Origin of the sequence: Paracoccus alkanivorans (assembly GCF_003697785.1) — a bacterium.
Classification (GTDB): Bacteria; Pseudomonadota; Alphaproteobacteria; order Rhodobacterales; family Rhodobacteraceae; genus Paracoccus; species Paracoccus alkanivorans.
The window spans coordinates 224,843-251,584 of the sequence record NZ_QOKZ01000004.1 but is presented as its reverse complement, the minus strand read 5'-3'; the positions used below and the strand labels follow the sequence as shown (position 1 = coordinate 251,584).

The window sequence follows — 26,742 nt, the reverse complement described above, 5'->3', positions numbered from 1 at the left end:
TGCGCCGATCATCCCGGGACCTCTAAACAATGGCAAAAGAGCGTTCAGCCTACGGGCATTTCATGCGCCCAGGGCGGGTTCGCGCCCGGGCGGGACACCGTGATCGCAGCAGCCTGTGCGCCCAGGGTCAGCGCGGCATGAATTTGTTCGCCGGTGATCCCTTCGATAGCATCCTTGCCCAGCACCCCCTGATCGCGCAGGCTGGCCAGCACGCCCGCGTTGAAGGTGTCACCCGCACCGATAGTGTCGGCAACGGTGGTGCGGATGGCCGGGGCGCTGACGGTTTCGCCCGACCAGAAGGCGCGTGCACCCGAAGCTCCGCCGGTTTGCAGCACGATTTGGGGCCCCAGCTCCAGCACCTTGCGTGCGGCATCCTCCGTGTCAAGATCGGGATACAACCATTCCAGATCATCGCTGGAAAGCTTGACGATATCGGCCTGTGGCAGGATGCGATTCAGCCGGGCGCGGTAAGCCCCGGCGTCGGTGATGAAGAATGGCCGGATATTGGGATCGACCATCACCGGCAGGCGGGTATGGTTGCGCTCGATCAACGCTTCGACGGCTGCGCCGCAAGGATCGGGCACAAGGCTGATGCCACCCGCGAAGATTGCTTCGATCTCCTTGGGCAGCGGTGGGATGTCATCGGGTGACAGCATTCGGCCTGCCGAACCCTCGTCATAGAAAGAGTAGCGGGCCTCGCCCTTCGTCAGCGTCACCAGTGCCAATGTGGTCAGCCGTTCCGAGCGCGGGCAGAGATCGGTATTCACTCCGGCCTCGATCAGTGGGTTCAACAGCATCTCGCCGAACGGATCGTGGCTGATGGGCCAAAGATAGGCCGTCGGTGCCCCAAGACGGCCCAATGCGATCGCAGTGTTATAAACCGCCCCTCCGGCGAGCGGCCGGAATGTGCCGTCCTCCGGCACCATGTCGATCAGTGATTCACCCGAACACAGGATCATGCTCATGTCCCTCCGCTATACGCTGCCAGTGGCAAAACTCTCGCCCGGAGCCATCCCATCCGGCAACAGCCCTCCGCCAAGCTGGATATAACCTCCGGTCCCGGCGAAATACAGAAAAATTGTTAGCGCCACCAGAGTGAGGGTGGACGCGACAGCGATTATCCGGATGCGACAAGCTCCACGAAGCCAGCCCGTCGGAGAACCGCTGCGGCAAAGAGGCGGAAGCCAGCACCAGGATATCTTTGAAATCGCGGGTGCTATGACCCGACACCTGACGCCACCAGCACGACCGACGATCCCTATGCCCGACCGTTTCGCCCGGAAACCTGCGTTATGGCAGCAACTCCCCGGCGATTTCCCGGACGATCGGCGCCGCCTCGGCTTCGGTCATGCCGGGACGCAGGCGTGGATCGTAAAGGATCTGCAGCAACAGTTCATCATGCCGGGTCAGCAGGGCGAATTCCTCATCGTCGTTGAAGATCGAGGGGCGCACCGTCGGGCTGTCATTGGCCAGCCCCATGCCTTGCGCCAGTTCCTCATGGATGCAGGACAGCCGCAACAGGGATGACAACTCGGATCGTATCAACGCGACCGCATGGACATAGCTGCTCGAATTACCTTTGGAATAAGCGAAAACGGAACAATAGATATCGGGCGCCAGGTCGCGCAATGCCACAACATCATGCGCGGGTATGCCCGGCACCAGCTCGGGCAGGAGCGTATCGATATCCCGCCGTTCGTCATCGCTCAGCACCAGGACGGTGAAGTTGCCGCCATCACCGGTCAGCGCAACACTGTGACCGGAGACCTCTTCCAACCGGGTCGTGTAATCCGCAACCTCGCCGCGGATTTCCCGCTTGAGGGCGGTATCGGATGACGGGCCGAACTCCAGTTCGATACGGACAGGGTCCTGCCAGCGGCGCAGGGGCGCGCTTGCGCCCGCCCCCCCGGCATGGCGCGCCCCGTCACTGCCGTATTCGTCGCGTAATGCAATCTGAATGAAGTTCTGGGCCAATATGTCGGCATCGATGGGCGCATCCATCGGGATCTGGTCGCGGCGCAGTTGGTTGTCGTCAATCAGTTTCTGTTCGATTCTCGCATAGTAGTTCTGTTGCGATTGGCTGAGCGCGCTCACATTGATGGCGGCGGCCTGATTGGCGGCGCGGTTTCGTTCTGCTCTTGCCTCGCGGAGTTCCGCCTGAGTAGGGCCTTCGGGTTCCGGAGGCTCGGGAATGTTGACCGGGGGCGGGGCGATCTCGGCTTCTTTCTCGCGCTTGCTCGTGCAGCCAGCCAGGACAAGGGCCAATAGCAGCGTCAATATCGCCAGCGGATGGTGCCGGGGATCACGTGACGCAAAGGGAACCGCAGCCGGTATCATTGCTTGCCGGGCCGTTCTGCGGCCCCCTCCGGTTCCGATCCGGTCAGGCGCTGCGAACGGGCCGAGGACAACGCGTTGCGTAGTTCCGCTTCCATCTGTGTCAATTCCTCTTCCGCCGCGGCTCGGCGTGCCCGGCCCTCATCGGCGATGCGCAGGCTGTCCTCGATGGTCGAGATCAGTTCGGCATTGGCGGTGCGGACCGCTTCGATATCGAATACGCCCCGTTCAGTCTCCGTGCGGATCCGGGCATTGGCTTGGCGGAGGTTTTCCGCATTGCCGGTCAACAGGTCATTGGTCAGGTCGCTGGCCGCCTTGACCGCGTTCGCGGCCTCGGCGCTGCGTTGGATGGTGACGGCCTGAGCAAGCTGCGTTTCCCATAACGGAACCGTGTTCACCAATGTCGAGTTGATTTTCGTCACCAGCGATTTGTCGTTTTCCTGCACCAGCCGGATCGAGGGCAGCGATTGCATCGTAACCTGCCGAGTCAGTTTCAGGTCATGCACCCGGCGCTCCAGATCATCGCGCATGGTCTGGAGATCGCGCAGCTCCTGCGCCTCCATCACCTGATCGGGTTCGGCGGCCTTGTCCAGCTCGGCCCGCTTGGCGGGGATTACCTCGTTGTCCAGCTCACGCAGCTTTTCCTCGCCTGCCGCTATATAAAGCGCCAGCTCGTCATAGAAATTCAGCGTACGGTCATACAGCAGGTCCAGCGATTTGATATCCTTCAAAAGCTGCTGCTCATGCCCCTCCAGATCCGCTGTCACACGGTCGATCTGGGTCTGCACTTCCTCGTATCTGGCGGTGAATTTGGCAAAGGGCGTAACACGGCCCAGCAATCGCTCCCACCAACTGCGTTCGCGCCGCAGGTCCAGTTCCGAAGTCGAGAACCCCCTGATCGATGTGACGATCTCGCGCAGGCTTTCGCCCGCCGGTCCGACATCCTTGTTCTTGACGTCGGCCAGCATCTTCTGGCTGATTTCCTGCAACTGGGTTTGTGCACCCGCGCCGAAATGGATGATCGAGCCGGAATCGTCCATATTGATCTCGGCCATGCGCTTGCGGATTTCCTCACTCGTCGCGGGATCGGCGGTGGTCATCTCGACCTGATCGCTGCTGGGCTCGGGCAGCACTACCGAGGTCACGTCTTCGATGTCTTTGCTGACAGCCTCGGCGCGGCGTTTCGTGTCTTCGGTCATGACGTGCTTCCCTTTCGACTCTGACGACCGCCTAGGCCGTTTTGCACCGCAGCATAGGGTGATTCGGTGCGTATTCAACAAGAGCGGGGGACGAAAAAATCGTCCCCCTTGCATCCGGGCAACGCCCGCCGTGATCGAGATGCCACGATCATCGTGCCATCAGGCCGCCGTTTTCCTTGGACCGAAACGAGCGTAGAAACCAGCACCCTTCTTTGCCACATCGCGCAGCAGGTTCGGTGCCGCGAAGCGTGCGCCGTGACGGTCGGTGAGCCTTTCGCAAATCTCGACCGCGCGTGCCGCACCCAGCATGTCCAGCCATCCAAACGGACCGCCTGACCAGGGCGCAAAGCCCCAACCGAGGATCGCGCCGACATCGCCTTCGCGGATATCTTCCAGCACGCCTTCCTCCAGCGCCCGAACGGCCTCGAGGGTCTGGGCGAACATCAGGCGATGTTGCACTTCGGTCAGCTCGGGCTGCTCAGCCGCCTGCGGGTATTTCGCCTCAAGCCCTTCCCAGAGCCCCACTCGCTTGCCGGCCTCGTCATAGGCGTAGAAGCCGGCATTCGCCTTGCGCCCAAGGCGCCCTTCATCGGCCATCCAGAACAGCACCTCGTCAACCGCGCCATCGGGATAGGCGTCGCCCATCGCTGCCTTGGTCGCCTTGGCGATCTTGACGCCCAGATCGATAGAGGTCTCATCGACCAATTGCAGCGGCCCCAGGGGCATGCCCATCATCTTGGCGGCATTCTCGACCAGCACCGGATTGACGCCCTCGGCCACCATCCGCACACCCTCGTTGATATAGGGGATGATGCAACGGTTGGCATAGAAGAAGCGGGCATCGTTCACCACGATCGGCGTCTTGCGGATCTGGCGGACGAAATCGAGCGCCTTGGCCACGGCGCGGTCGCCGGTCTCGCGGCCCTTGATAATCTCGACCAGCAGCATCTTGTCCACGGGGCTGAAGAAATGGATCCCGATGAACTGATCAGGGCGGCTGCTCGCCTTGGCCAGATCGCTGATCGGCAGGGTGGAGGTGTTGGTGGCGAAAATCGCGTCCTGCGGGATGACCGCCTCGGCCTTTTTCGTCACCTCGGCCTTGATGCCGGGATCCTCGAACACTGCCTCGACCACCAGGTCGCAGCCATCCAGCGCGGCATAATCCGTTGTGGGCAGGATGCGGCCCAGAACCTCGGTCTTTTTCTCTTCGGTGGATTTCTTGCGGCTGATCGCCTTGTCCAGCAGACCCTCCGAATAGGATTTCCCCTTTTCGGCGGCCTCCTGCTTGGCGTCGATCAGCACCACTTCGATTCCGGCCATGGCGCTGACATAGGCGATACCCGCGCCCATCATCCCCGCACCGAGAATGCCGACCTTCCTGACCGTCTGGTCCGGGGCTTCGGGACGGTTCGCCCCCTTCTCCAATGCTTCCTTGTTGATGAACAGGCTGCGGATCATGGCGCCGGACGAGGGGTTCATCAGAACATTGGTGAACCAGCGCGCCTCGATCTTCAACGCCTGGTCGAATGGCACGAGCGCACCTTCGTAGACCGCCGACAGCAGGGCCTTGGCGGCAGGATAGACTCCCATCGTCTTGCCATGCACCATCGCGCTTGCACCGACAAAGGTCATGAAGCCCGCTGGATGATAGGGCGCGCCGCCGGGCATCTTGTAGCCCTTTTGATCCCATGGCTTGACCAGATCGGCATCCTTGGCGTTCAGAACCCATTCGCGCGCGGCGGCCAGCGGATCCTCGGCCACCTCGTCGATGATCCCGGCAGCCTTGGCCTTCTTCGGATCGTTCAGCTTACCCTCCAGCAGGAAGGGCGCGGCCATCATCGCGCCCAGCTTGCGCACCAGCCGTGTGGTGCCGCCCCCGCCGGGAAAAATGCCGACCATGATTTCGGGCAGGCCGATCTTGGCCTTCGGGTTGTCGGCGGCAAAGATGCGATGCGTGGCCAGCGGCAGTTCCAGCCCGATGCCGAGCGCCGTGCCGGGCAGGGCCGCCGCGATGGGCTTGCCGCCCTTCAGCGTCTTGGGATCCATCCCGGCGCGCTCGATCTTGCGCAGCAGGTGATGCAGGGACATGATCCCGTCAAACACGCCCTGTGCGCCGCCCTGATCCTTCATCCCGGCTATGACGTTCAGATCCATCCCGGCGGCGAAGTCCTTCTTTCCGCTGGTGATGACAATGCCCTTCACCGCCTCGTCGGCAAGTGCCTCGTCGATCAGCTTGTCAAGCTCTGCCGCGCCGTCCAGAGACAGCACGTTCATGGACTTCTTCGGAACGTCCCAGGTGATGATGGCAACGCCGTCCGCGTCTTTCCTGATCGTGAAATCTGTCATTTTGTTTCTCCCTTTTTCGGGTAAGGGGTTCCGTCCAGATGCGTAAAACCCTGCGGTGTTCCGAGCATGTCGAGACCGGGATAATGTGCGATATTCCGGGGATCGCGGCTGCCGACGATCAGATAAGTTGCGGGAGCATCGCTGTGATTGCGAAGGCAATGTGCGACTGGTGTGCCGGCCTTCCAGCAACAGGCATCACCGGGACGAATGATCGTTTCCTCGCCATCCTCGACCACAGTCAACTCGCCTGACAGCATGTAGAGGAACTCGTCTTCATGCTCTTCCCAGTGCATCTGCGAACTTTGTCCACCGGCATGCAGGGTTTCCAGCGCCGCGCCGAATTGTGTCAGGCCGCCGGCGTTCGAGATATGCCGATAGGATAGGTTCCCTGATCCGAGATTGTAGGGATCGGGATAGCCTGACACGGCATCGGTCACGGGGACCTCATCCTTGCGAATAATCGCCATCACAACCTCTCGATAATGGTGGCCGCGCCCATGCCGGACGCGATGCACAGGGTTGCAAGGCCGACCTGCTTGTCCTGCCGTTCCAACTCGTCCAGCAGCGTGCCGATGATGATCGCGCCGGTCGCGCCAAGCGGATGGCCCATGGCGATGGAGCCGCCATTGACATTGACCTTGCCGGGATCGACCTGGAATGCTTGGCAGAAACGCAGCACGACCGCAGCGAAGGCCTCGTTCACCTCGAACAGGTCGATATCGCTAATCGACATTCCGCTGTCCTTCAGGATCTTCTCGGTGACGGGCACCGGCCCGGTCAGCATGATCGTCGGATCGGTGCCGATCTTGGCGGTCGCGCGGATCCGGGCACGGGGCTTCAACCCATGCGCCTCGCCGAACTCCTTGCTGCCCAGCAGCACGGCTGCGGCCCCGTCCACGATGCCCGAACTGTTCCCGGCATGGTGGATATGCTCGATATGCGACAGATGCGGATATTTCAGCATCGCCACCTTGTCGAAACCGGGCATCGACTCGCCCATCTCCCTGAAACTGGGCTTCAGCTTGGCCAGGTCATCGGTGGTTGTGCCGGGGCGCATGTATTCGTCGCGCTCCAGGATGGTCAGCCCATTCTGATCGGTGACCGGCACGATGGACTTGGCGAAACGGTTCTCTTCCCATGCCCTGGCCGCCCGGCGCTGCGATTCGACGGCCAGCGCATCGGCCTCCTCGCGGGTGAATCCGTATTCCGTGGCGATGATGTCGGCACTGATCCCCTGCGGCACGAAATAGCTCTTCAGCGCAAGGCTGGGGTCGACGGCGATCGCGGCCCCGTCGCTGCCCATGGCCACGCGACCCATCATCTCGACGCCGCCGGCGATATAGCCCTGACCGGCGCCGCCCCTGATCTGGTTCGCGGCGAGGTTCACGGCCTCCATGCCGCTGGCGCAGAAACGGTTGATCGCAAGCCCGGGGATCGATTCATCGAGATCCGAGGCCAGCACCGCCGAGCGCGCCAGGCAGCCGCCCTGTTCCTTGACCTGGGTGACATTCCCCCAGATCACGTCCTCCACGGCATGGCCTTCCAGCCCGTTGCGCTCCTTGACGGCATTGAGCAGCCGCGCCGACAATGCCAGCGAGGTGACTTCGTGCAGGCTGCCATCCGGGCGGCCCTTGCCCCGCGGCGTGCGCGCGGCGTCATAGATATAGGCTTCAGACATGCGTCCTCCTGTGGTGTTCGGTCACGCCCGGTCCGAGGGGTTGCCGGGCATCAGATCATAGGGATGTTTCCAGCCGGGCAGGGTGCTGATAGCGTCCAGCCAGCGGTCGATATGTGGCCAGCCCTTGCGGTCGAAACCGAAGGGCTCTGGATAGAACAGGTAGCCACAGCAGGCGAAATCGGCGATGGTCGGGCTATTGTCTGCCACCCAGCCCCGCTGTGCCAGGTGATTGTCCAGCACCTTGTATGTGGCTTTCAGGCGTCCTTGCAGAAATGCGATGGCTTCTTGCGGGCGCTTCTCTTCGGGAAGGAAATTCATCAGGAAACGCGTCGGTCCGGCCTGTCCCGACATCTTGTGATTGTCGAACATCAGCCAGCGCAGCGTTTCGTTGCGATCCGATCCGAGGAACTTGCCGGTCCGCTCGGCGATATGGAGCTGGATCACCGCTGATTGCGTCAAGGTCAATTCGCCCTCACGAAAGACCGGCACCTCGCCCATCTCGTTGATTTCCCGGAACTCGGGGCTGCGAGCCTCGCCATTGAAGAAGTCGACATAGACGGGCGACCAGTCATAACCCGCCAGTTCCATGGTCAGTGCCGCCTTGTAGGCATTGCCGGATTCGCCAAAGCACCAGAGTTGGGCTGTCATCTCTTTCCTCCTAGATGCCGGGGGCTTTGCGCCCCCGGACCCCCGCAAGGTATTTGCACAAAGAAGAAGGGGGCGTATTAAGGTTAATGCAACGCTTCCATGTCAGAGTTCCTGGTGCGGTACAGGCTGAGGAGCCGATGACCGCCAAAGGAGAAGTCGTCCCGGCCTGTGGGCGGATAACGCCCGACCCGTTGCGAGGCGGGAGAGGCCGGGACGCAGCTTGTGCTTCTTCTTTGCACAAATACCTGTTCTGGCCTTACCCATCCTTATCGCCCTTTCAGAATGCTTCCGCGCCAAGGGCCATCACCGGATCGGCGCCGGACTGGATGCGGGTCAGATGCGTGGCGGTCATCGGCAGTTGACGCTTCATGTAGTAGCGGCCGGTGGCGAGCTTCGTTTCGAGATATTCCCTGTCGCCGTTGCTGGCCTCCAGAGCGGCCTGTGCGGCCACCGCCATCTGCGCCCACATGAAGCCAAGCGTGACATGGCCGAAGAGATGCATGAAGTCATAGGAGCCCGACAGGGCGTCATTCGGGTTCTTCATGCCGCGTTCCATGAAGAACATCCCGGCAGTTTGCAGATCCTTGGATGCGGCTTTCAGCGGCTCGATGAAATCGGCGGCGAGGGTTTCGTTCCCGCCATGCTCCTTGCAGAAGGATTTCACCATCTCGAAGAAGCCCATGACATGCTTGCCGCCGTCCTGCGCCAGCTTGCGGCCGACAAGATCCAGCGCCTGCACGCCATTCGCGCCCTCGTAGATCATGGTGATGCGGGCGTCGCGGACGAACTGGCTCATGCCCTGTTCCTCGATATAGCCATGCCCACCATAGACCTGCTGCGCCAGCACCGCCGACTCGAATCCCTTGTCGGTCAGGAAACCCTTGATGACCGGGGTAAGCAGCGAGATCAGCCCCTCGGCGTCCTTGTCGCCCTGGTGCCCGCGATCGATCAGATGTGCACCCCAAAGCGCCAGCATCCTCGCGCCTTCGAGGAAGGATTTCTGGTCCATCAGGCTGCGCCGGATATCGGGATGCACGATTAATGGATCGGCGGGACCTGAGGGGTTCTTTGCCCCGGTCACGGCGCGGCCCTGCAGCCGTTCGCGGGCATATTCGACGGCGTTCTGATAGGCGGGCACCGCGCAGGCATAGCCCTGCAGACCGACGCCCATGCGGGCTTCGTTCATCATGGTGAACATGGCGCGCATGCCCTTGTGCAATTCGCCCAGCAGCCAGCCTTTGGCGCCGTCGTAATTCATCACGCAGGTCGAATTGCCGTGGATGCCCATCTTCTCTTCGAGATTGCCGACCGAGACTGCGTTCCGCTCGCCCGGTGAGCCATCCTCGTTCACCAGGAATTTCGGCACGATGAAGAGCGAGATGCCCTTGGTGCCCTCACCCCCGCCCGGGGCCTTGGCCAGCACCAGATGGATGACGTTTTCCGACAGGTCGTGATCGCCTGCCGAGATGAAGATCTTCTGGCCGGTGATCAGGTAGCTGCCATCGTCCTGCGGCTCCGCCCTGGTCCGAAGCATGCCCAGATCGGTGCCGCAATGCGGTTCGGTCAGGTTCATGGTGCCGGTCCAGTCGCAACTGACCATTTTCGGCAGGTAGGTCTGTTTCTGTTCGTCGGTGCCATGGGCATGGATGGCCGAATAGGCACCGTGGGTCAGGCCCTGATACATGTTGAAGGCCATGTTGGCGGAGACGAACATTTCGCCCGTGGCCACGCCGAGCACATAGGGCATGCCCTGTCCGCCATATTCGGGATCGCAGTCCAGCCCGGGCCAGCCGCCTTCCTTCATCGCCTCGAAGGCCTTGCCGAAGCCTTCGGGCGTGCGCACCACGCCGTTTTCCAACCTGCAGCCCTGCCGGTCGCCGACCGCGTTCAGCGGAGCCAGCACCTCGGAGGCCAGCTTGCCCGCGGCGTCCAGCACGGCCTCGGTGAAATCGCGGTCCAATTCGTCATGGCCGGGCAGGCCGGATTGCGACAGTTTCAGCACGTCGTGGAGGGCGAACTGCATGTCGCGGATCGGGGGGGTATAGGTCGGCATGGTTTATCCTGAACGCTTGCTTCGGGTTGCGGTGATCAGGCGGTTTTCGGCGTCGTCGATCTGCGATTGCAGGTCGGCGATGGCCTCGCGGAGCTCCGAATATTGACGTTCCATGTCTGCCAGCCGCTCCCGCGCCACCTGGATGGTGGCGGCGATCTGCGTCTCGTTCCGGCCGCCCGGCTCGTAGAGTTCGAGCAATTGGCGGATCTGTTCGAGGCTGAAGCCAAAGCGCTTGCCGCGCAGGATCAGCGTCAGCCGCGCCCTGTCCCGGCGGTCATACAGCCGGTGCTGGCCGCGACGTTGGGGAAAGATCAGTTCCCGCGCCTCGTAGAAGCGCAGGGTGCGGGGGGTGACGCCGAAGCTGTCGCACATCTGGCGGATCGTCATCAGCTCGTCGGACATGGATCGCGGTTCCTCCTCGTTCACCGTCTGTCGTCCTTGGTCAGCCATATATCCAAAGGTTGACGCAAACGTAAACAAAACGCTGCGTCACAACCGACAGATCGATCAGATCCGGCTGTCGGGCCGGATGGGGCAGGTCAATCGAGCCCCTTCAATTCATTGGCGGCCGTATCGCGCAAATCCTGAAGATCGGCGCGGGCCGTCTGCAAATCCTCTATCTGCGCGGCCAGAACCCCAAGCTGCTTGTCGGCCAGTTCCAGCCAGACCTGCAACTGTTCGCGGCTGCCCTTCTGTTCATAGATCTGGAGCCATTGACGAATCTCCTCCAGTGAGAAGCCAAAGCGCCTGCCGCGCAGGATCAGTGTCATGCGGGCGGTTTCTCGCGGGCCATAGAAGCGGGACCGGCCTTCCTTCCGCGGCTGGAGCAGCTCGATATACTCGTAATAGCGCAGGGTCCGTGGCGTCACGTCGAACTTCGCGCACATTTCCTTGAAACTGATCACCTGATCGTCCGCCATCCGCCTCTCCCAGCATCTGCTTGCCTGAAAGGGTATCCTGACGCAGGTTGCTTCTCAACCGAAAGGCGCGGAAAGCGGATGATGAGCCTTGAGCAGGGACAACTCTCCCGGCTAAGTCTTGGCCGGCATCAGGGAGACACGACGGATGAACGGTGACGCAAGGGATGGTGCCGAGGAAAATCACGCCCGAATCGCCCAGCAATTCATCGAAGCGATTCCCCATGCAAGGGCATTGCGGATGCGGGTCGACGAGATCGGCGACGGCTGCGCGGTGATCTCGATGCCATGGGACGAGCACCTGGTCGGCGATCCGCGCAGCGGTGTCATCCATGGCGGAGTCGTTTCGGCGCTGATGGACACCTGCTGTGGGGCGGCGGTGATGGCGCATTCCAGCCAGCCGCGCTCGACCGCGACCATCGACCTGCGCATTGATTACATGCGCGCGGCCAGGCCGGGCCAGCGGATCACCGCGCGGGCCGAGGTCTATCACATGACCCGCAGCGTGGCCTTCATGCGGGCGGTGGCGCTGGACGACGATGACACAAGCAACCCGGTTGCCACCGCGACCGGCGCCTTTACGGCGGAACGATAGGGGCAGGCCGATGGATCGTAACGAGCCGCTGGACCAGATCAAGACCCGCCGCGATTCGGCGCTGAACGCGCTGGTCTCGGGCGTGCCCTACATGCACTGGCTGGGAATCAGGTTCGACCGGCGAGGGGACGAATTGACTGCCGTCCTGCCTTTCGACCGGAAACTGATCGGCAATCCGCAACTTCCGGCGCTGCATGGTGGCGTGACCGCGGCCTTCCTGGAGATGACCGCGATTGTCGAATTGGCATGGGCGGCGATGTGGGAGGATCTCGAATCGGGTCGCATCGCCCCCGACGCGGCCATGCCCGAAAGCCTGCCGCGCCTGCCCAAGACCATCGATTTCACAGTCGATTACCTGCGCAGCGGTCTGCCTCGCGATGCCTATGCCCGCGCCAATGTGGTGCGCTCGGGGCGGCGCTACGCCTCGGTCCAGGTCGAGGCATGGCAGGACAACCGCGCCCGGCTGATCGCCCAGGCAACGGCACATTTCCTCATGCCGCAGGGGTGACCGGATGGAGATCACCCATCGGCGGGTGTTGAATATCGCCTTGCCCATCGTGCTGTCGAATGTGACCGTGCCGCTTCTGGGTCTGGTTGATACCGGGGTGATAGGCCAGCTTGGCCGGGCCGGGCCGATCGGTGCGGTCGGGATCGGCGCAGTGATCGTGACCTCGATATACTGGGTATTCGGTTTCCTGCGCATGGGAACCTCGGGGCTGGTCGCGCAAAGCCATGGCGCCGGGGACGGGCCGGAGGTCGGCGCGCATCTGCTGCGGGCGCTGACCATCGCCGGTCTTGCCGGGCTGGCATTGATCCTGCTGCAGATACCGATCTTCTGGGCAGCGCTCCGGCTTGCGCCCGCCTCGAGCGAAGTCGAGGCACTGGCCCGCGATTATCTCGCCATCCGTATCTGGGGGGCGCCCGCCACGATCGGTCTGTATGCGCTTACCGGCTGGCTGATCGCCATCGAAAGGACAAGGGCGGTTCTGGCATTGCAGGTGCTACAGAACGGGTTGAACGTGGTGTTGGATGTCTGGTTCGTGCTGGGCATTGGCCTGGGCGTGAGCGGGGTGGCATGGGCGACACTGATCGCGGAATGGAGCGGGCTGATGCTGGGGCTCTGGTTCGCCCGTCACGCCCTGCGTGCCGCTGTGCTGGCCGCCCGCAACGCTGCGACGCTGTTTGCACGGAACAAGCTGAACCGGCTGTTGCGCGTGAATGGCGACATCATGATTCGCTCGGTGCTGTTGCAGGCCAGCATTACCAGTTTCCTGTTTCTCGGGGCCGCGCAGGGAGATGTGACCCTGGCGGCCAACCAGGTGTTGATGCAATTCCTGTCGCTCACCGCTTTCGCGCTGGACGGCTTTGCCTTCGCCGCTGAAAGCCTTGTCGGCCAGGCTGTCGGCGCGGGCCGTCCCGAAAGGGTTCGCCGCGCCTCCATCGTGACCTCGCAATGGGGAATCGGAGGCGCGCTGATCCTCGGGCTGGCCTTCTGGTTCGGCGGCGGGGCGATCATCGACATGCTGACCACCGCCCCGGCGGTTCGCGAGGAGGCTCGTCTCTATCTGATCTGGATGGGATTCGCGCCACTGATCAGTGTCGCCAGCTGGATGTATGACGGCATTTTCATCGGTGCGACCCTGACGCGCGAGATGCGGGTCGCAATGCTGCAGGCGGTAGCGATCTATATCGCGGCGCTTCTGATATTGCCGCCGCTGATGGGCAATCACGGGCTCTGGGCCGCATTGATGATCCTGAACACGGCCCGGGGCGCGGCAATGGCCCGGATGTACCGGCGTGCAGAGGTCGTGGCGATATCTCGGCCCTGACGAATATGACTCCGCGCGCGCCCCGGGGCTCATATCCCGTCGCCGGCCGAATTCAAGAGCCGGCGGCATGACCCGCCGGCGATTCCATAAGGTATTTGGACAAAGAAGAAGAAAGGCTCAGCTTCATGCGGCAAAGTGATGGTTTGGCCGCAGGTTACGTATCCGAAGCTCCCCTGTATTCTGCAGCGCGTGTTGCGTGCAGTCACTTGGCCTCGTCGATCACCTGTTTCTTGGCTTCGCCCATCATCTCCGCCATCTTGGCGCGGATCGTGGCGGCGTCCGCATGGCCTTCCAGATCGCCGGCCAGCTTGCGAAACACGTCATCATCGCCGGGCTGTTCGAAATCCGATGAAACCACTGTGAGCGCATAGCTCTTTGCGTCCTCCCCGGACTTTCCCAGCAGTTCCGCCGCCCATTCGCCCAGCAGGCGGTTTCGGCGTGCCTCGGCCTTGAAAAGCAGATTGGCGTCATGGGCGAATTTCGCCTCGTATGAGCGCTCGCGATCGTCGAAGGTGGTCATGCTTGGCCTCCTGATTAACCGTTACTTTCTGGTATGCCCATTGCTGGCACTCGCCGCAAGCCTTATTGCCCCCGAACCCCGTTCTGCGCTAAGGGCAGGCAGTCAAATGCGAAAGGATGGCCCCTCATGGCTCCGCGGCGCAAGAAAATCTACGAAGGCAAGGCGAAGATCCTCTACGAGGGCACCGAGCCCGGTACGCTGGTGCAATATTTCAAGGACGACGCGACAGCCTTCAACGCCCAGAAAAAGGCGGTGATCGAGGGCAAGGGCGTGTTGAACAATCGGCTGTCCGAATTCTTCATGCAGGGCCTCACCAATATCGGCGTGCCCAATCACTTCATCCGCCGCATCAATATGCGCGAGCAGTTGATCCGCCAGGTCGAGATTATCCCGCTCGAGGTGATCGTTCGCAACTTCGCCGCCGGTTCGCTGACCAAGCGGTTGGGGCTGGAGGAGGGCACGTTGCTGCCGCGTCCGATCGTCGAATACAGTTTCAAGAATGACGAGTTGGGCGACCCGATGGTGTCCGAGGAGTATATCATCGCCTTCGGTTGGGCCAGCCAGCAGGATCTGGATGATATCGTCAGCCTTGCACTGCGGGTGAATGATTTTCTGTCGGGCGTGTTCTTTGGGGTCGGCATCAAGCTGGTCGACTTCAAGATCGAGATCGGCCGGGTCTGGGACAACGATTTCATGCGCCTGATCGTCGCCGACGAGATCAGCCCCGATTCCTGCCGCCTGTGGGATCTGAAAACCGGGCAGAAGCTGGACAAGGACGTGTTCCGTCGCGATCTGGGCAACCTGACTGACGCCTATACCGAGGTCGCTCGCCGTCTTGGCCTGATGCCCGCGAACACGACCAGCCTGAAACCGACCGCGATCAACTAAGAGGGAAGCCCTGATGAAAGCCCGTGTCACCATCATGCTCAAGGACGGCGTTCTGGACCCGCAGGGCGAGGCGATCCGCCACGCGCTTGGCGGGCTGGGGCACAAGGGGGTGTCGGGCGTGCGGCAGGGCAAGCTGATCGAACTGGACCTGGATGCCTCCGATCCGCAGGCCGCCCGTGCCGAGGTGGTGAAGATGTGCGAGGGGCTGCTGGCCAATACGGTGATCGAGAAATACTCGATCGAGATCGCCTGATCCGCGGTTGATGTTCGAAGCTGTTGCAATCGCCGTGTAATTGTCGCCCAATACGCGGATGGAAAGCCGGAACGACAGCATGCCAGACAATACGCCTCCCGTCATCCAGATAACCGGTCTGCACAAGGCCTATGGTCCTCTGGAGGTCCTCAAGGGTGTTTCGATGACCGCCCCGCGCGGTCATGTGATCAGCCTGATAGGTTCGTCCGGTTCGGGAAAATCGACGCTTCTGCGCTGCTGCAATCTGCTTGAAAACAGTCAGCAGGGCGAGATCCTGTTCGATGGCGAGGCGGTGCGGTGGAAACCCCACGGAGCGGATCGGGTGCCTGCGGACCGGGCGCAGGTGACGCGCTTTCGCACCAATCTTTCCATGGTGTTCCAGCAGTTCAACCTGTGGTCCCATATGACGGTGCTGCAGAATGTCATGGAGGCGCCGCTTACCGTTCTGGGCGAGAACCGCACCAAAGTCGAAGAACGTGCGCGCGCCTTGCTGACCAAGGTCGGCATCGGCGACAAGGCCGGGTCATGGCCCGCCCAGCTTTCGGGTGGCCAGCAGCAGCGGGCGGCAATCGCGCGGGCATTGTGCATGGAACCGCGCGCACTTCTGTTCGACGAGCCGACCAGCGCGCTTGATCCCGAGTTGCAGCAGGAAGTCGTCAAGGTCATCAAGGACTTGGCGGCTGAGCATCGCACCATGATCATCGTCACGCATGACATGCGTCTTGCCGCCGATGTCAGCGATCACGTCGTATTCCTGCATGAAGGCGTGATCTGCGAGGAGGGCCCGCCCGAGCAGTTGTTCGGCGCCCCGCAAACCGAGCGGCTGCGCCAGTTTCTAAGCGCCACGATGGCTGCCTGATTTTGTTCAACAGGAGAGTAAAAATGAAAAAACTGATCCTTGCCGCAACCGCCTTGGCCATGAGTGCCGGGATGGGCATGACCGAGACGGTTCGTCTTGGCACAGAGGGGGCTTATCCTCCGTATAATTTCATCAACGACGCTGGTGAGGTTGACGGGTTCGAGCGTGAGTTCGGTGACGAACTGTGCAAACGTGCGGAACTGGATTGCACCTGGGTCACGAATGACTGGGATTCGATCATTCCGAACCTTGCCTCGGGCAATTACGACGCGATCCTGGCCGGTATGAGCATCACGCCCGAGCGCGAGGAGGTCATCGCCTTTACCCAGAACTACATTCCGCCGGCGGCTTCGGCCTATGCCGCCTTGTCGGAGGATGCCGATATAGAAGGGGGGGTGGTTGCCGCACAGACCGGGACGATCCAGGCCAGTTTCGTGGCCGAGTCGGGGGCGACCCTGCTGGAATACGCCACCCCGGACGAAACCGTCGCAGCCGTCCGCAATGGCGAGGCCGACGCCGTATTCGCCGATAAGGATTTTCTCGTTCCCGTCGTTGAGGAATCGGGTGGCGAAATGGTCTGGATCGGCGAGGATGTGGCCCTGGGCGGCGGGATCGGCGTCGGCCTGCGTCAGTCGGATACCGAACTGCGCGAGAAACTTGACGCCGTTATCACCGAGATGAAAGAGGATGGCACCATCAACGAAATGATCAAGAAGTGGTTCGGCGACGAAGCCCCACTTTTTGAATGATGTAGAACGCCGCCTTCGATTCCGGTCGGAGGCGGCATGACGGGTGCCGATCATGTTCTCGCAATGTGCTGATCCCGCCTCGCTGCAGGGGCTGTCATGGCTGATGTGCTACCTGACCACGGGCAAGCACATGCTGTTTTATGCGAGCTTCGGCACCGTGCTTCTGTTGTTGGCCGTCACTGCACCGATTGCGCTTTTGTTCGGCTTTGGCGGTGCGATGGCATCGCGGTCGCGCCTTTTGCCGGTCAGATGGTTCGGCAAGCTTTACACCTCGATGGTGCGGGGGGTGCCGGACATCATCTTTTTCCTTTTCGTTCCGATCGCGCTGGACCAGGCCTTCGAATGGACGCGCCACAAGCTGCTTTGCGACAGCGATGCTCCGGTGCGGCAGGGCAATGATTTCATCGTCTGCGCGGCGGCCAAGCTGCCGCTGTCGACCAGCCCGGAATGGGTGCACCAGAGCTATGGTTTCATTCTGGCCGTGGTCGCTTTCGCCATTGTTTTCGGGGCCTTCGCGGCAAATGTGCTGTATGGCGCGATGCAGGCGGTGCCGCGCGCGCAGCTTGAAACCGCCGAAGCCTATGGCATGAGCCAGCGTCAGGTGAACCGGCGCATCCTGATCCCGCAGATGTGGAGCTATGCGATTCCCGGCCTGTCCAACCTGTGGATGATCCTCATCAAGGCGACACCGCTTCTGTTCCTGCTGGGAATCGAGGATATCGTCTATTGGGCGCGCGAGCTGGGCGGTGCCAAGACCAGCGCCTTCAACTATCCGCATCCGGATTGGCGGCTGTATTACTTCCTTGGCATTCTCGTCTTTTACCTGGCGATGACATGGGGGTCCGAGAAAATCCTTGCCCGCCTGACGCGCCGCCTTTCGGCCGGACAGGCGACCATGGGCGGTGAAGCGCTGCGCAAGGGGGCCGCATGAGCTGTGCTCAGACGATTGCCGATTACGCCCTGCGCTCCATCGGGATGGGCGAGCGGCTGCTGCCGCGCAGCGATTTCACCCTGTGCCAGCAGGTCACGCTGATCGGCTCGGGGCTGATTTGGAACCTGTATTTTGCCTTTCTTGCATTGCTGGTCGGGTTCTTCCTCGCCAATGGGCTTGCCGTCGCCAAGGCCAGCCCAAGCCGCTGGCTGCGCAAACCCGCCGACTGGTTCATCTTCCTGTTCCGGGGCAGCCCGCTTTTCATCCAGTTCTTTCTCGCTTACGAGGCGCTGGTCATGCTGCCGCGTGCGGGGATCGAGGTTTTCGGCATCACCGTGGCCACAAGCTGGCTGACCAGGGCATGGGCGGGGGCGCTGATCGTGCTGATCCTGAACACCACGGCCTATTCCGCACAGATATTCCACGGCGCGCTGATGTCGGTGCCCAAGGGCGATATAGAGGCCGCAGACGCCTATGGCCTGACCGGCTGGCACAGGTTCCGCCGGGTGATATGGCCTACCATGATGCGTCTGGCATGGCCTTCTTATACCAACGAGGCGATCTTCCTGTTTCACGCCACGACGCTGGTGTTCTTTTCCGGCTTTCCCGCCTTCCAGCAAAAGGGCGACAGCCTCTATTATGCGAGTTATTTCGCCGACAAGACTTTCAATCCCTTTGTGGCCTATCCAATCGTCGCGGGTTACTTCATTATCTGGACATTGATCCTGATCGGCCTCTTCGGCATCGTGAACCGGCGCCTGAACCGGCACTTGCCGGGCGCTGCGAAACGGCTGAAATATCGTCCGCAACTCGTGAGATAACTCTATGGAATGGCTGAGACAGCATCCCGACGTCAAGACCATCCGTGTCGCCGCTGCTGACCTGAACGGCGTGGCGCGCGGCAAGAGGATGCCCGCCCGTTTTGCCCCGAAGCTGATGGAAGAAGGCACCAAGTTCCCCTACTCGGTGCTGAATCTTGATATCTGGGGCGAGGATATCGACGACAGCCCGCTGGTCTTCGAATCCGGCGATCCCGACGGCCTGCTGCTGCCGACCGAGCGGGGATTCCTGCCGATGCCCTGGCTGGACGCGCCGACCGCGCTTTTGCCGCTCTGGATGTTTCATCCCGATGGCAGCCCCTATGACGGTGATCCGCGTCAGGCACTGGCCCGCGTCGTCGCCCGCTACAAGGCTGCCGGGCTGGTGCCGGTGGTGGCAACCGAACTGGAGTTCTTCCTGATCGACGATTCCGGCAGGCAGTTGCGTGTCGCGCCCAGCCCCCGTTCGGGCAAGCGGCGCACAGGGGGGGAAGTGCTCAGCCTGCGGGCGCTGGATGCGTTCGATCAGTATTTCACCAGCCTCTACGACGCCTGCGAGATGATGGATATCCCTGCCGACACCTCGATCTCCGAGGCCGGGCCGGGACAGTTCGAGATCAACCTGATGCATCAGGCCGATCCGATGAAGGCGGCAGATGACACATGGCTGTTCAAGATGCTGGTGAAAGGAGTGGCGCGGTCCTATGGGTTCGCCGCAAGCTTCATGGCCAAGCCTTATGACGCATGGCCGGGCAGCGGGATGCATATGCATTTCTCGATCCTGACCGAGGATGGACGGAACATCTTCGACAATGGTGGCGAAGAGGGAACCGAGCAATTGCGCCATGCCGTCGCCGGTTGCCTGCGCGCCATGCCCGGCTCGACCCTGCTGTTCGCCCCGCACGAGAATTCCTATGACCGGCTGGTGCCGAACGCCCATGCGCCCACCGGCATAGGCTGGGCCTACGAGAACCGCACCGCGGCGATCCGCATCCCGTCGTCTTCTCCCAAGGCGCGTCGGATCGAGCATCGGGTGGCTGGAGGCGACGTGAACCCTTACCTGACCGTTGCCGCGATTCTCGGGGCGGCATTGGACGGGATCGAGGACAGGCTGGAGCCGCCCGCACCGTTCAAGGGAAATGCCTATGACAAGAAGTTGGACCAGCTTCCCGGGGATTGGGGATCAGCTATCGAAGCCTTCGACAAATGTTCCGAAATTCGCCGTATTTTCCCCGAGCATCTGATCGACAACTACCTGATGACCAAGCGGCAGGAACTGCATTACATGGCGGAACTGACCGACGAGGAAACGGTAGAGCTGTATCTCGACACGGTTTGACAGGGCGAAGCCGGAAGGATTTTCCGGCTTCGGGCTGTTATCCGTCTTTCGGCTGATCCGCCGCCACCGGGGTTTTCGCGGATGCATCGTCATCGATCCCCTCGGGGCGGCCGACAAGAACGAAACGCAGCTCTGCGGAATGCAGCAGCCGTTCCGCCACCCGCTGGACATCTTCGGCGGTCACGGCTTCGACCTGCTCGTTGCGGGTATTGGGATAGTCGATGGGAAAGCCCACGAGTTGCATTCCGGCAAGGATCGAGGCGATCTTGCCGTTCCCGTCGAAGCGCAACGGGTATTCGCCGGTCAGGTATGTCTTGGCATCGGTCAGTTCCTGCTGTGTGACACCTTCCTCCGCCATGCGATCCCATTCCTGCCGGATCAGGTCGATCGCTTGCTTGACGGTGTCATTGGAACCGGCCATGCCGCCTTGCCATGTCTGCCCGTAAAGCCCGGTCGCAAGCCCCGTGCCGATCCCATAGGTCAGCCCGCGCTTTTCCCGGATTTCATTCATCAGGCGTGAACTGAAGCCGCCGCCGCCAAGGATATGATTGGCCACATATGCCGCGAAGTAATCGGGATCGTCGATGGGCAGGCCCGGCCCGGCAAAGCTGACGATGGTCTGCGGGCTGTTCCAATCGATCACCGTGACACCGCCCGTCAACTGCAATTCGGCCTGTCCGGGAAGCGGGACGGTGCCTTTCTCGGGCAAGCCGCCAAGGATTTTATCCAGCAACGGCCCCAGCTCTTCAGCGCTGATATCCCCGGCGGCGCCGATCACCACACGATCACGGGCAAGGACGCGGTTCTTGGCGGCCACCAGGTCCTTGCGGGTCAGCCGTGCCACGGAATCGGAACTGCCGTTGATCGATGTGGCATAGGGATGTTCGCCCCATGCCTGCCGCGCCATCTCCTTTGCCGCGATGGCCTGTGGATCGGTGGCCTCGGATTTGATGACCGCCTGCACCTGCGCCCGGACACGGTCGAGCGCGCTGTCGTCGAAACGCGGCTGCGACAGGGCCTGTGCCAACAGGTCGGCGGCCTCGTCCCGATTCTCGGTCAATGCGCGCATCGAGACATTCAGCGAATCGTCTCCGACATCGAAGCTGAGCTCCGCTCCCAGGGCTTCGAGCGCCTGCGCGAATTCGGTGGCGTTCCGCTTGCCCGCGCCTTCCTCCAGTGTAGCTGTCATCAGGTTTATCGCGCCGCGCTTGTCCGGATCGTCCAGGCTTGCGCCGCCCTTGAAATCAAGGCTCAGCGAGACAAAGGGGATGGAATGATCCTCCACCAGCCAGGCCTTGATGCCGTCCGGCGATGTCACTTCCTGGATGTCGATGGCCTGGGCCGGAACGGCGATAACCGCGAAGAAAAGGGCAATAACGGCGCGAATCATTCCTGCACCTCCGGTTGGGCGGCTTCTTCGAGGGCGGGTGCCGCCGGCGGCTGTTCGGACACATCTGCGGGCGGTGCGGAGCGCGCGGAAGCTGCCGTTTCCGCAGGGGCCTGTCCGCCGTCCTCTGCGGGCAGAAGCCAGCCGGTCACACTGGCCTTGCTGCTCAGCAGGTCGCGCGCCGCCTTGCTGACATCATCGGCCGTAACCGAGGCCAGAATGTCGGGCCAGTCGTTGACATCCTCGATCGTCAGCCCGGTCGCAAGTCCCTGACCGTAATCATAGGCCCGCCCATGGGCCGAGTCGCGGGCATAGATCTGCGCCGCCCGGATACGTGTCTTTACCCGTTCAAGGTCGTCCGGGTCCGGTCCGGCCTTCAGAAACTTTGCCAACACCTCGTCCAGCATGGCTTCGGCCTTTTCCGGCTCCATCCCCTGTGCGGGCACCATGGAGAGAGTGATTGTCGTCGGATCGACCGCCAGCCCGTCGTAACCGGCCCCTACCCACAGCGCCTTGCCGGGGATTGCCAGTTCCCGCCCCAGGACCGAGGTCTGCATGGACCCGCCCAGCAATTCGGCCAGAACCGTCAGCGCGGCGGCGGTTTCCTGATCGCCCGGATTGCGTTCGGGAGCAAGATAGCTGCGGGTCAGGCGGGGTTGGGCGACCCGGGGATCATGCATCTCCATCCTGCGGGGCGCGCTTTGCGTCGGCTCCTGCGGGCGTGCTCGAGGCTCGGCCTCGCCCTTGGCCGGAAGGGGACCGTAATATTCCTCGGTCAGTTCCCGCGCCCTTTCGGCGGTGATATCGCCCGCAAGGATCAGCACCGCCTCGTCCGGAGAGTAGTGCTCGTCATACCATGCGATGGCGTCCTCGCGGGTCAGTTCCATCATCTCCGCCCGCCAGCCGATCACCGGGCGGCCATAGGGATGGTTGTAATACTGCACCGCATTGCGCTCCTCGGCGAAAAGCGACGCCGGATCGCTGTCGATCCGCTGTGCGCGTTCCTCCAGCACCACCTGACGTTCGGCCTGCCAGTCATCCTCGCCGATCTTCAGATTGGCCATGCGGTCGGCTTCCATTTCCATGATCAGGGGCAGACGGTCGCTGGCAATGCGTTGAAAATAAGTGGTGTAATCGTAAGATGTGAAGGCGTTGTCCATACCACCATTGGCCGTCACAGTTTTGGACAACTCCCCAGGCTCCAGCTTGTCGGTTCCCTTGAACATCAGATGTTCCAGATAATGGGCAATGCCGGATTTGCCGGGCTGCTCATCGGCCGAGCCGATCTTGTACCACAGCATCTGCACCACAACCGGGGCGCGGTGATCCTCGATCACAACGGTTTCCAGGCCGTTCGGCAGGGTGAAATGGCTGATGCCTTCGGGCATTTCGGCAAAAGCGGGCAGCGCGGTGAGCAACAGCGCCATCGTGACGGACAGGGCAGGGCGACGCATGTTCGGGACGATCTCCTCTATTGCGAGAGGAACCTGAACCGGGAGGGTCGCGGGTGCAAGCCTCCCTACCATATACCTGTCGACAAAGTGATCCGCTGCCCGCACATGACAATGCGAGCGGCGCTCACCTTTTACAGGACATAGCGCGACAAATCTGTCGAGCGGGCCAGATCGCCCAGATGCTCATCGACAAAAGAGGCATCCACACTGACCGCCTCGCCGCTCTTGTCCGGAGCGGTGAAGGACAGATCCTCGAAGACCCGTTCGATCACGGTGTAAAGCCTGCGTGCACCGATATTCTCGACCGAGGCATTCACCTCGGCGGCGATCCGGGCAAGCGCGGCGATGCCGTCCTCGGTAAAGCTGACCTGGACCCCCTCGGTCGCCATCAGCGCGGTATATTGCCGTGTCAGCGCATTGTCGGTCTCGGTCAGGATGCGGACGAAATCCTCTTCGGTCAATGCGCGCAGCTCGACCCGGATCGGCAGGCGCCCCTGCAACTCGGGCAGCAGGTCCGAAGGCTTGGCGACATGGAAGGCACCCGAGGCGATGAACAGGATATGATCGGTCTTCACCGGACCGTATTTGGTGCTGACCGTGGTGCCCTCGATCAGCGGCAACAGGTCGCGCTGCACGCCTTCGCGGCTGACATCACCGCCCCGGGCATCGCTGCGCGCGCAAACCTTGTCGATCTCGTCGACAAAGACGATGCCGTTCTCCTGCACCGATTCCAGAGCGGCGGCCTTGACGGCCTCGTCGTCCAGCAGCTTGTCGGCCTCTTCCGCGATCAGCAGGTCATAGCTTTCGGCTACCGTCACCTTGCGCCGGACCCGCCGCCCGCCAAAGGCCTTCATCAGCCCCGACAGATCCATCATCCCGCCCATTGCCGCCCCCGGCTGGCCCGGAATTTCCATCGCGCCCAGAGGATTCGAATTGTCCTGCAGTTCAAGCTCGATCACCGTGTCGTCAAGCTCGCCCCGCTTCAGCTTGTCGCGGAACATCTGCCTGGTGCCGTCGCGCGCGGCTTCGCCGGCCAGCGCCTCGACCACCCGCTCCTCGGCTGATTGATGCGCCCGCGCCTCGACCTCCTCTCGCATCCGCTCCCGCGTGTCGATCATCGCCGAGTCGGTCAGGTCGCGGATGATCTGCTCGACATCGCGCCCGACATAGCCGACCTCGGTGAACTTGGTGGCCTCGACCTTGATGAATGGCGCATTGGCCAGCTTTGCCAGCCGCCGGCTGATCTCGGTCTTGCCGACCCCGGTCGGCCCGATCATCAGGATATTCTTGGGATAGACCTCGTCGCGCAGATCGTCGCCCAATTGCTTGCGCCGCCAGCGATTGCGCAGCGCCACGGCGACAGCACGCTTGGCGTCCTTTTGGCCGATGATGAAGCGATCCAGCTCGGATACGATCTCGCGCGGTGTCAGGTCGGTCATTGCTCTGCCTATACTGTTTCTTCTTTGTCCAAATACCTCGGGGGCGAGGCCCGCCAGGGCCGAGGGGGCGGCGCCCCCTTACCCTTCGATGGTCTCGACCGTCAGGTTTCCATTGGTGTAGACGCAGATATCCGCCGCGATGGCCATCGCCTTGCGGGCAATCGCCTCGGCGTCCAGATCGCTTTCGATCAGGCCCCGGGCTGCCGCCAGCGCGAAATTCCCGCCCGAGCCGATCGCGGCGATATCATGTTCGGGCTCCAGCACGTCGCCCGCACCGGTCACGACGTAAAGCTGGTTGCCATCCGTCACGATCAGCATCGCTTCCAGGTTGCGCAGGTATTTGTCGGTGCGCCAGTCCTTGGCCAGTTCGACACAGGCGCGCTGCAACTGCCCCGGCGCGGCCTCGAGCTTCTTCTCCAGTCGTTCAAGCAGGGTGAAGGCATCGGCGGTCGATCCCGCGAAACCCGCCACCACGTCGCGCCCGCCGGGCTTGAGACGGCGCACCTTGCGGGCCGAGCCCTTCATCACCGTCTGGCCGACGCTGACCTGGCCATCGCCCGCGACCACGACCTTGCCGCCCCGCCGCACCGCGAGGATCGTGGTGCCGTGCCATCCTGGAAACTTGTCTTCTGCCATCCCGGCCTCCGTCGTTTCGGGTCAGATATGGCTGCGGGCCCGGCTTCGCAACCCGTTGCTACCGGACGAAGGCCGAATTAGCCTGCAAGGCATGAGCACGCCCTTGCATCTGCACATCTACCTGCATCACCCGGTTCTGCAAACTGTCAGGGCCGGTAAACTCGGCTTTATCAACAGGATGAGCGGACTGCTGAAAGCCCGGGGCTGGCGGATAGAGGTGCATAAGTCAGGCAGCGCGGCCCGGGCGCAGGCGCCGCGACGTCCCGGATATGCGCTTTTCAACATGGAAAGACCGACTCACCCGCAGGCGCTTACCTTCCGGCTGGCATATCATTATCCGTTTTGGCGACTGGAGCGGGTGCCCGAGCGCTGGCGCTGGCCTATCGCCAGGGCGGCCTTCGATCCGGATCAGCTTGATGCCGAGGATGCCCGGGATTTCGCGGATCGCCTGCGCGGAAGGGTTCTGCCGGGGCCGGAGCCCAAGCGGGGGGAGCACGTATTGATCCCTCTTCAGGGACGTATCCGGCGGCAGCGTTCGTTCCAGACCATGAGTCCGGTGCAGATGATCGAGACCGTCGCCCGGACGGGCCGGCCGGCTGTTGCGACCCTGCATCCGAACGAAAAATATGACGACGCGGACATGGCCGCACTCAAGGATCTGGAGAGCCGCTTTCCCAATCTGACGATTGGCGGCGATACCGCCAGCCTGTTGCGCGATTGCGCTTTCGTGGCGACGCAAAACAGCGCGACGGCCTTTGACGGTTACATTCTCGGAAAACCTGCGGTGTTGTTCGCACAGGTTGATTTTCATCACATCGCGCTCAACGTGGCCGATCTGGGGCCAGAGGAGGCCCTGACGCGCGCGCCGCAGCATCGCCCCGATTTCGCGGCATATCTGGACTGGTTTCTGCGGCAAGGCAGCCTGGATATGATGGCACCCGATGCGGATGAGCGTTTGCTGGCGGCGATGAGACGCGGCGGCTGGCCCGTGTGAAGCGGTTGCCATCGCAAGGACGAGGAGAAACCCGGGGAGGGGGAGAAGATGTCGAATGAATCCGGGAGCGACCGCGCGGTTCGTGTTCCGCGCGAGGTTTGGGGATCCGGGCGGGATCCGTGGCATGGACATATCGAGGGGGCGCAGATCGATGCCGGGATCACGGTGCTGTTTTATGCCAACGATACGCCGGGCAAGGGGCCCAAATGGCATGTGCACCCCTATGACGAACTGTTCGTCATAAGGAGGGGTCGTGCGCTTTTCACCATTGGCGACCGCAAGATCGAAGCAGAGGAGGGAGACGTTCTGCTTGGACCGCGCGATGTGCCGCACAAGTTCCACAATCTCGGGCCGGGGCGGCTGGAAACCGTGGATGTCCATCACAGCCCGCGCTGGATCCAGACAGACCTGCCGGATCCAGAACTAGAGGGCGACGCCGACATGTGATTATCGGCGCCGTCGCCAAGAGCGCATGAAAACGCGGCAGTCAGCCATCCGGGGAATTCGCCGGACGGCTGTCGCGGCGGATCAGACGCTTTCGTCGATCCAGTTTTTCAATGCGGCTTTCGGTGCCGCGCCCATGCGGTTCGAGATGACCTCGCCATCCTTGAACATGAACAGCGCGGGAATGCCGCGCACGCCAAGGGCTGCGGCCTGTTCCGGGTTCTCGTCCACATTGACCTTAACGACCTTGAGCTTGCCGGCATATTCATCCGACAGTTCCTCCAGTGCGGGGCCGATCTGTTTGCACGGTCCGCACCATTCAGCCCAGAAATCCACGATAACGGGGGTATCGGCCTTGCGGACCTCGGTGTCGAAGTCGCTGTCGTTCACATGCACGGTAGCCATATTCGATGCTCCTTGAAGGGCGTGAGC

28 protein-coding genes are annotated in these 26,742 nt (G+C 62.1%); 12 read left to right on the top strand and 16 right to left on the bottom strand.

The genetic code is table 11. The annotated features are described in order from the left end of the window. Positions 1-44: 44 nt before the first annotated feature. From C9E81_RS12410 to C9E81_RS12365, 10 genes are all read right to left on the bottom strand, one after another. Positions 45-959 (bottom strand): carbohydrate kinase family protein, encoded by a 915-nt coding sequence (locus tag C9E81_RS12410; RefSeq protein WP_122112853.1) that lies wholly within the window; start codon positions 957-959, stop codon positions 45-47. A gap of 331 nt (positions 960-1,290) precedes the next feature. Next, positions 1,291-2,337: a DUF2927 domain-containing protein gene (locus C9E81_RS12405; protein WP_122112667.1), complete on the bottom strand. Its 1,047-nt coding sequence runs from the start codon at positions 2,335-2,337 to the stop codon at positions 1,291-1,293. Next, positions 2,334-3,533, bottom strand: a complete 1,200-nt coding sequence (locus C9E81_RS12400) for a toxic anion resistance protein (protein WP_122112666.1) — start codon at positions 3,531-3,533, stop codon at positions 2,334-2,336. The genes C9E81_RS12405 and C9E81_RS12400 overlap by 4 nt, the downstream gene beginning before the upstream one ends. Before the next feature lie 159 nt (positions 3,534-3,692). Then, positions 3,693-5,879: a 3-hydroxyacyl-CoA dehydrogenase NAD-binding domain-containing protein gene (locus tag C9E81_RS12395; protein WP_122112665.1), complete on the bottom strand. Its 2,187-nt coding sequence runs from the start codon at positions 5,877-5,879 to the stop codon at positions 3,693-3,695. After that, positions 5,876-6,346, bottom strand: coding sequence for a cupin domain-containing protein (locus C9E81_RS12390; protein ID WP_122112664.1), 471 nt, complete (start codon positions 6,344-6,346; stop codon positions 5,876-5,878). The genes C9E81_RS12395 and C9E81_RS12390 overlap by 4 nt, the downstream gene beginning before the upstream one ends. After that, on the bottom strand, positions 6,346-7,557 hold the full coding sequence (locus tag C9E81_RS12385) for an acetyl-CoA C-acetyltransferase (protein ID WP_122112663.1): 1,212 nt from the start codon (positions 7,555-7,557) through the stop codon (positions 6,346-6,348). Before C9E81_RS12385 ends, C9E81_RS12390 begins: the two co-directional genes overlap by 1 nt. Before the next feature lie 21 nt (positions 7,558-7,578). Beyond that, the gene (locus tag C9E81_RS12380) at positions 7,579-8,205 is read right to left on the bottom strand and encodes a glutathione S-transferase family protein (protein ID WP_122112662.1); all 627 of its coding nucleotides are present in this window, start codon (positions 8,203-8,205) and stop codon (positions 7,579-7,581) included. Positions 8,206-8,482: 277 nt separating this feature from the next. Continuing rightward, positions 8,483-10,258, bottom strand: coding sequence for an acyl-CoA dehydrogenase C-terminal domain-containing protein (locus tag C9E81_RS12375; RefSeq protein ID WP_122112661.1), 1,776 nt, complete (start codon positions 10,256-10,258; stop codon positions 8,483-8,485). Positions 10,259-10,261: 3 nt separating this feature from the next. Then, complete coding sequence (locus tag C9E81_RS12370; RefSeq protein ID WP_122112660.1) at positions 10,262-10,660, bottom strand: MerR family transcriptional regulator; 399 nt, start codon at positions 10,658-10,660, stop codon at positions 10,262-10,264. Between the two features lie 137 nt (positions 10,661-10,797). Beyond that, positions 10,798-11,178, bottom strand: a complete 381-nt coding sequence (locus C9E81_RS12365) for a MerR family transcriptional regulator (protein WP_122112659.1) — start codon at positions 11,176-11,178, stop codon at positions 10,798-10,800. A gap of 145 nt (positions 11,179-11,323) precedes the next feature. Here C9E81_RS12365 and C9E81_RS12360 point away from each other — a divergent pair, with 145 nt between their 5' ends. The 3 genes from C9E81_RS12360 to C9E81_RS12350 are packed head-to-tail and all read left to right on the top strand — an operon-like array spanning position 11,324 to position 13,599. Continuing rightward, complete coding sequence (locus C9E81_RS12360) at positions 11,324-11,770, top strand: PaaI family thioesterase (RefSeq protein WP_122112658.1); 447 nt, start codon at positions 11,324-11,326, stop codon at positions 11,768-11,770. Between the two features lie 10 nt (positions 11,771-11,780). Next, complete coding sequence (locus C9E81_RS12355; protein WP_122112657.1) at positions 11,781-12,278, top strand: PaaI family thioesterase; 498 nt, start codon at positions 11,781-11,783, stop codon at positions 12,276-12,278. Between the two features lie 4 nt (positions 12,279-12,282). Then, positions 12,283-13,599: an MATE family efflux transporter gene (locus C9E81_RS12350; RefSeq protein ID WP_122112656.1), complete on the top strand. Its 1,317-nt coding sequence runs from the start codon at positions 12,283-12,285 to the stop codon at positions 13,597-13,599. Between the two features lie 202 nt (positions 13,600-13,801). Here the strand turns inward: C9E81_RS12350 and C9E81_RS12345 are convergent, their stop codons facing one another. Continuing rightward, positions 13,802-14,119: a DUF1476 domain-containing protein gene (locus C9E81_RS12345; protein WP_122112655.1), complete on the bottom strand. Its 318-nt coding sequence runs from the start codon at positions 14,117-14,119 to the stop codon at positions 13,802-13,804. A 126-nt stretch (positions 14,120-14,245) separates the two neighbouring features. On the opposite strand from C9E81_RS12345, the gene purC reads away from it, so the two are divergent. The 7 genes from purC to C9E81_RS12310 all read left to right on the top strand — a co-directional run bounded on the left by purC (position 14,246) and on the right by C9E81_RS12310 (position 19,956). Then, positions 14,246-15,007, top strand: a complete 762-nt coding sequence (purC, locus tag C9E81_RS12340) for a phosphoribosylaminoimidazolesuccinocarboxamide synthase (RefSeq protein WP_122112654.1) — start codon at positions 14,246-14,248, stop codon at positions 15,005-15,007. Between the two features lie 13 nt (positions 15,008-15,020). Further along, positions 15,021-15,260: a phosphoribosylformylglycinamidine synthase subunit PurS gene (gene purS / locus C9E81_RS12335; protein ID WP_122112653.1), complete on the top strand. Its 240-nt coding sequence runs from the start codon at positions 15,021-15,023 to the stop codon at positions 15,258-15,260. A 79-nt stretch (positions 15,261-15,339) separates the two neighbouring features. Then, positions 15,340-16,119 (top strand): ABC transporter ATP-binding protein, encoded by a 780-nt coding sequence (locus C9E81_RS12330; RefSeq protein WP_166461896.1) that lies wholly within the window; start codon positions 15,340-15,342, stop codon positions 16,117-16,119. Positions 16,120-16,142: 23 nt separating this feature from the next. After that, positions 16,143-16,868 (top strand): transporter substrate-binding domain-containing protein, encoded by a 726-nt coding sequence (locus C9E81_RS12325; RefSeq protein ID WP_122112651.1) that lies wholly within the window; start codon positions 16,143-16,145, stop codon positions 16,866-16,868. Positions 16,869-16,920: 52 nt separating this feature from the next. Further along, positions 16,921-17,799, top strand: coding sequence for an ABC transporter permease (locus C9E81_RS12320; protein ID WP_122112650.1), 879 nt, complete (start codon positions 16,921-16,923; stop codon positions 17,797-17,799). Further along, the gene (locus tag C9E81_RS12315) at positions 17,796-18,620 is read left to right on the top strand and encodes an ABC transporter permease (RefSeq protein ID WP_122112649.1); all 825 of its coding nucleotides are present in this window, start codon (positions 17,796-17,798) and stop codon (positions 18,618-18,620) included. Before C9E81_RS12320 ends, C9E81_RS12315 begins: the two co-directional genes overlap by 4 nt. A gap of 4 nt (positions 18,621-18,624) precedes the next feature. Further along, positions 18,625-19,956 carry a glutamine synthetase family protein gene (locus C9E81_RS12310; RefSeq protein ID WP_122112648.1) on the top strand — a complete coding sequence of 444 codons (1,332 nt, stop codon included), beginning with the start codon at positions 18,625-18,627 and terminating at the stop codon, positions 19,954-19,956. A 37-nt stretch (positions 19,957-19,993) separates the two neighbouring features. Here C9E81_RS12310 and C9E81_RS12305 read toward each other — a convergent pair whose 3' ends face one another. From C9E81_RS12305 to hslV, 4 genes are all read right to left on the bottom strand, one after another. Next, the gene (locus C9E81_RS12305; RefSeq protein WP_208021164.1) at positions 19,994-21,346 is read right to left on the bottom strand and encodes a M16 family metallopeptidase; all 1,353 of its coding nucleotides are present in this window, start codon (positions 21,344-21,346) and stop codon (positions 19,994-19,996) included. Next, a complete protein-coding gene (locus C9E81_RS12300; RefSeq protein ID WP_122112647.1) occupies positions 21,343-22,797 on the bottom strand; it encodes a M16 family metallopeptidase in 1,455 nt (484 codons plus the stop codon). Before C9E81_RS12300 ends, C9E81_RS12305 begins: the two co-directional genes overlap by 4 nt. Before the next feature lie 131 nt (positions 22,798-22,928). Next, complete coding sequence (gene hslU / locus C9E81_RS12295) at positions 22,929-24,236, bottom strand: ATP-dependent protease ATPase subunit HslU (RefSeq protein WP_122112646.1); 1,308 nt, start codon at positions 24,234-24,236, stop codon at positions 22,929-22,931. A gap of 78 nt (positions 24,237-24,314) precedes the next feature. Beyond that, entirely contained in the window at positions 24,315-24,872 is a 558-nt protein-coding gene (hslV, locus tag C9E81_RS12290; protein ID WP_122112645.1) for an ATP-dependent protease subunit HslV, read from the bottom strand. Between the two features lie 91 nt (positions 24,873-24,963). On the opposite strand from hslV, the gene C9E81_RS12285 reads away from it, so the two are divergent. Beyond that, entirely contained in the window at positions 24,964-25,866 is a 903-nt protein-coding gene (locus C9E81_RS12285) for a hypothetical protein (RefSeq protein ID WP_122112644.1), read from the top strand. 48 nt (positions 25,867-25,914) lie between these two features. Next, positions 25,915-26,313: a cupin domain-containing protein gene (locus tag C9E81_RS12280; RefSeq protein WP_122112643.1), complete on the top strand. Its 399-nt coding sequence runs from the start codon at positions 25,915-25,917 to the stop codon at positions 26,311-26,313. Positions 26,314-26,394: 81 nt separating this feature from the next. Here C9E81_RS12280 and trxA read toward each other — a convergent pair whose 3' ends face one another. After that, positions 26,395-26,715 (bottom strand): thioredoxin, encoded by a 321-nt coding sequence (gene trxA, locus C9E81_RS12275; RefSeq protein ID WP_122112642.1) that lies wholly within the window; start codon positions 26,713-26,715, stop codon positions 26,395-26,397. Positions 26,716-26,742 lie beyond the last annotated feature (27 nt).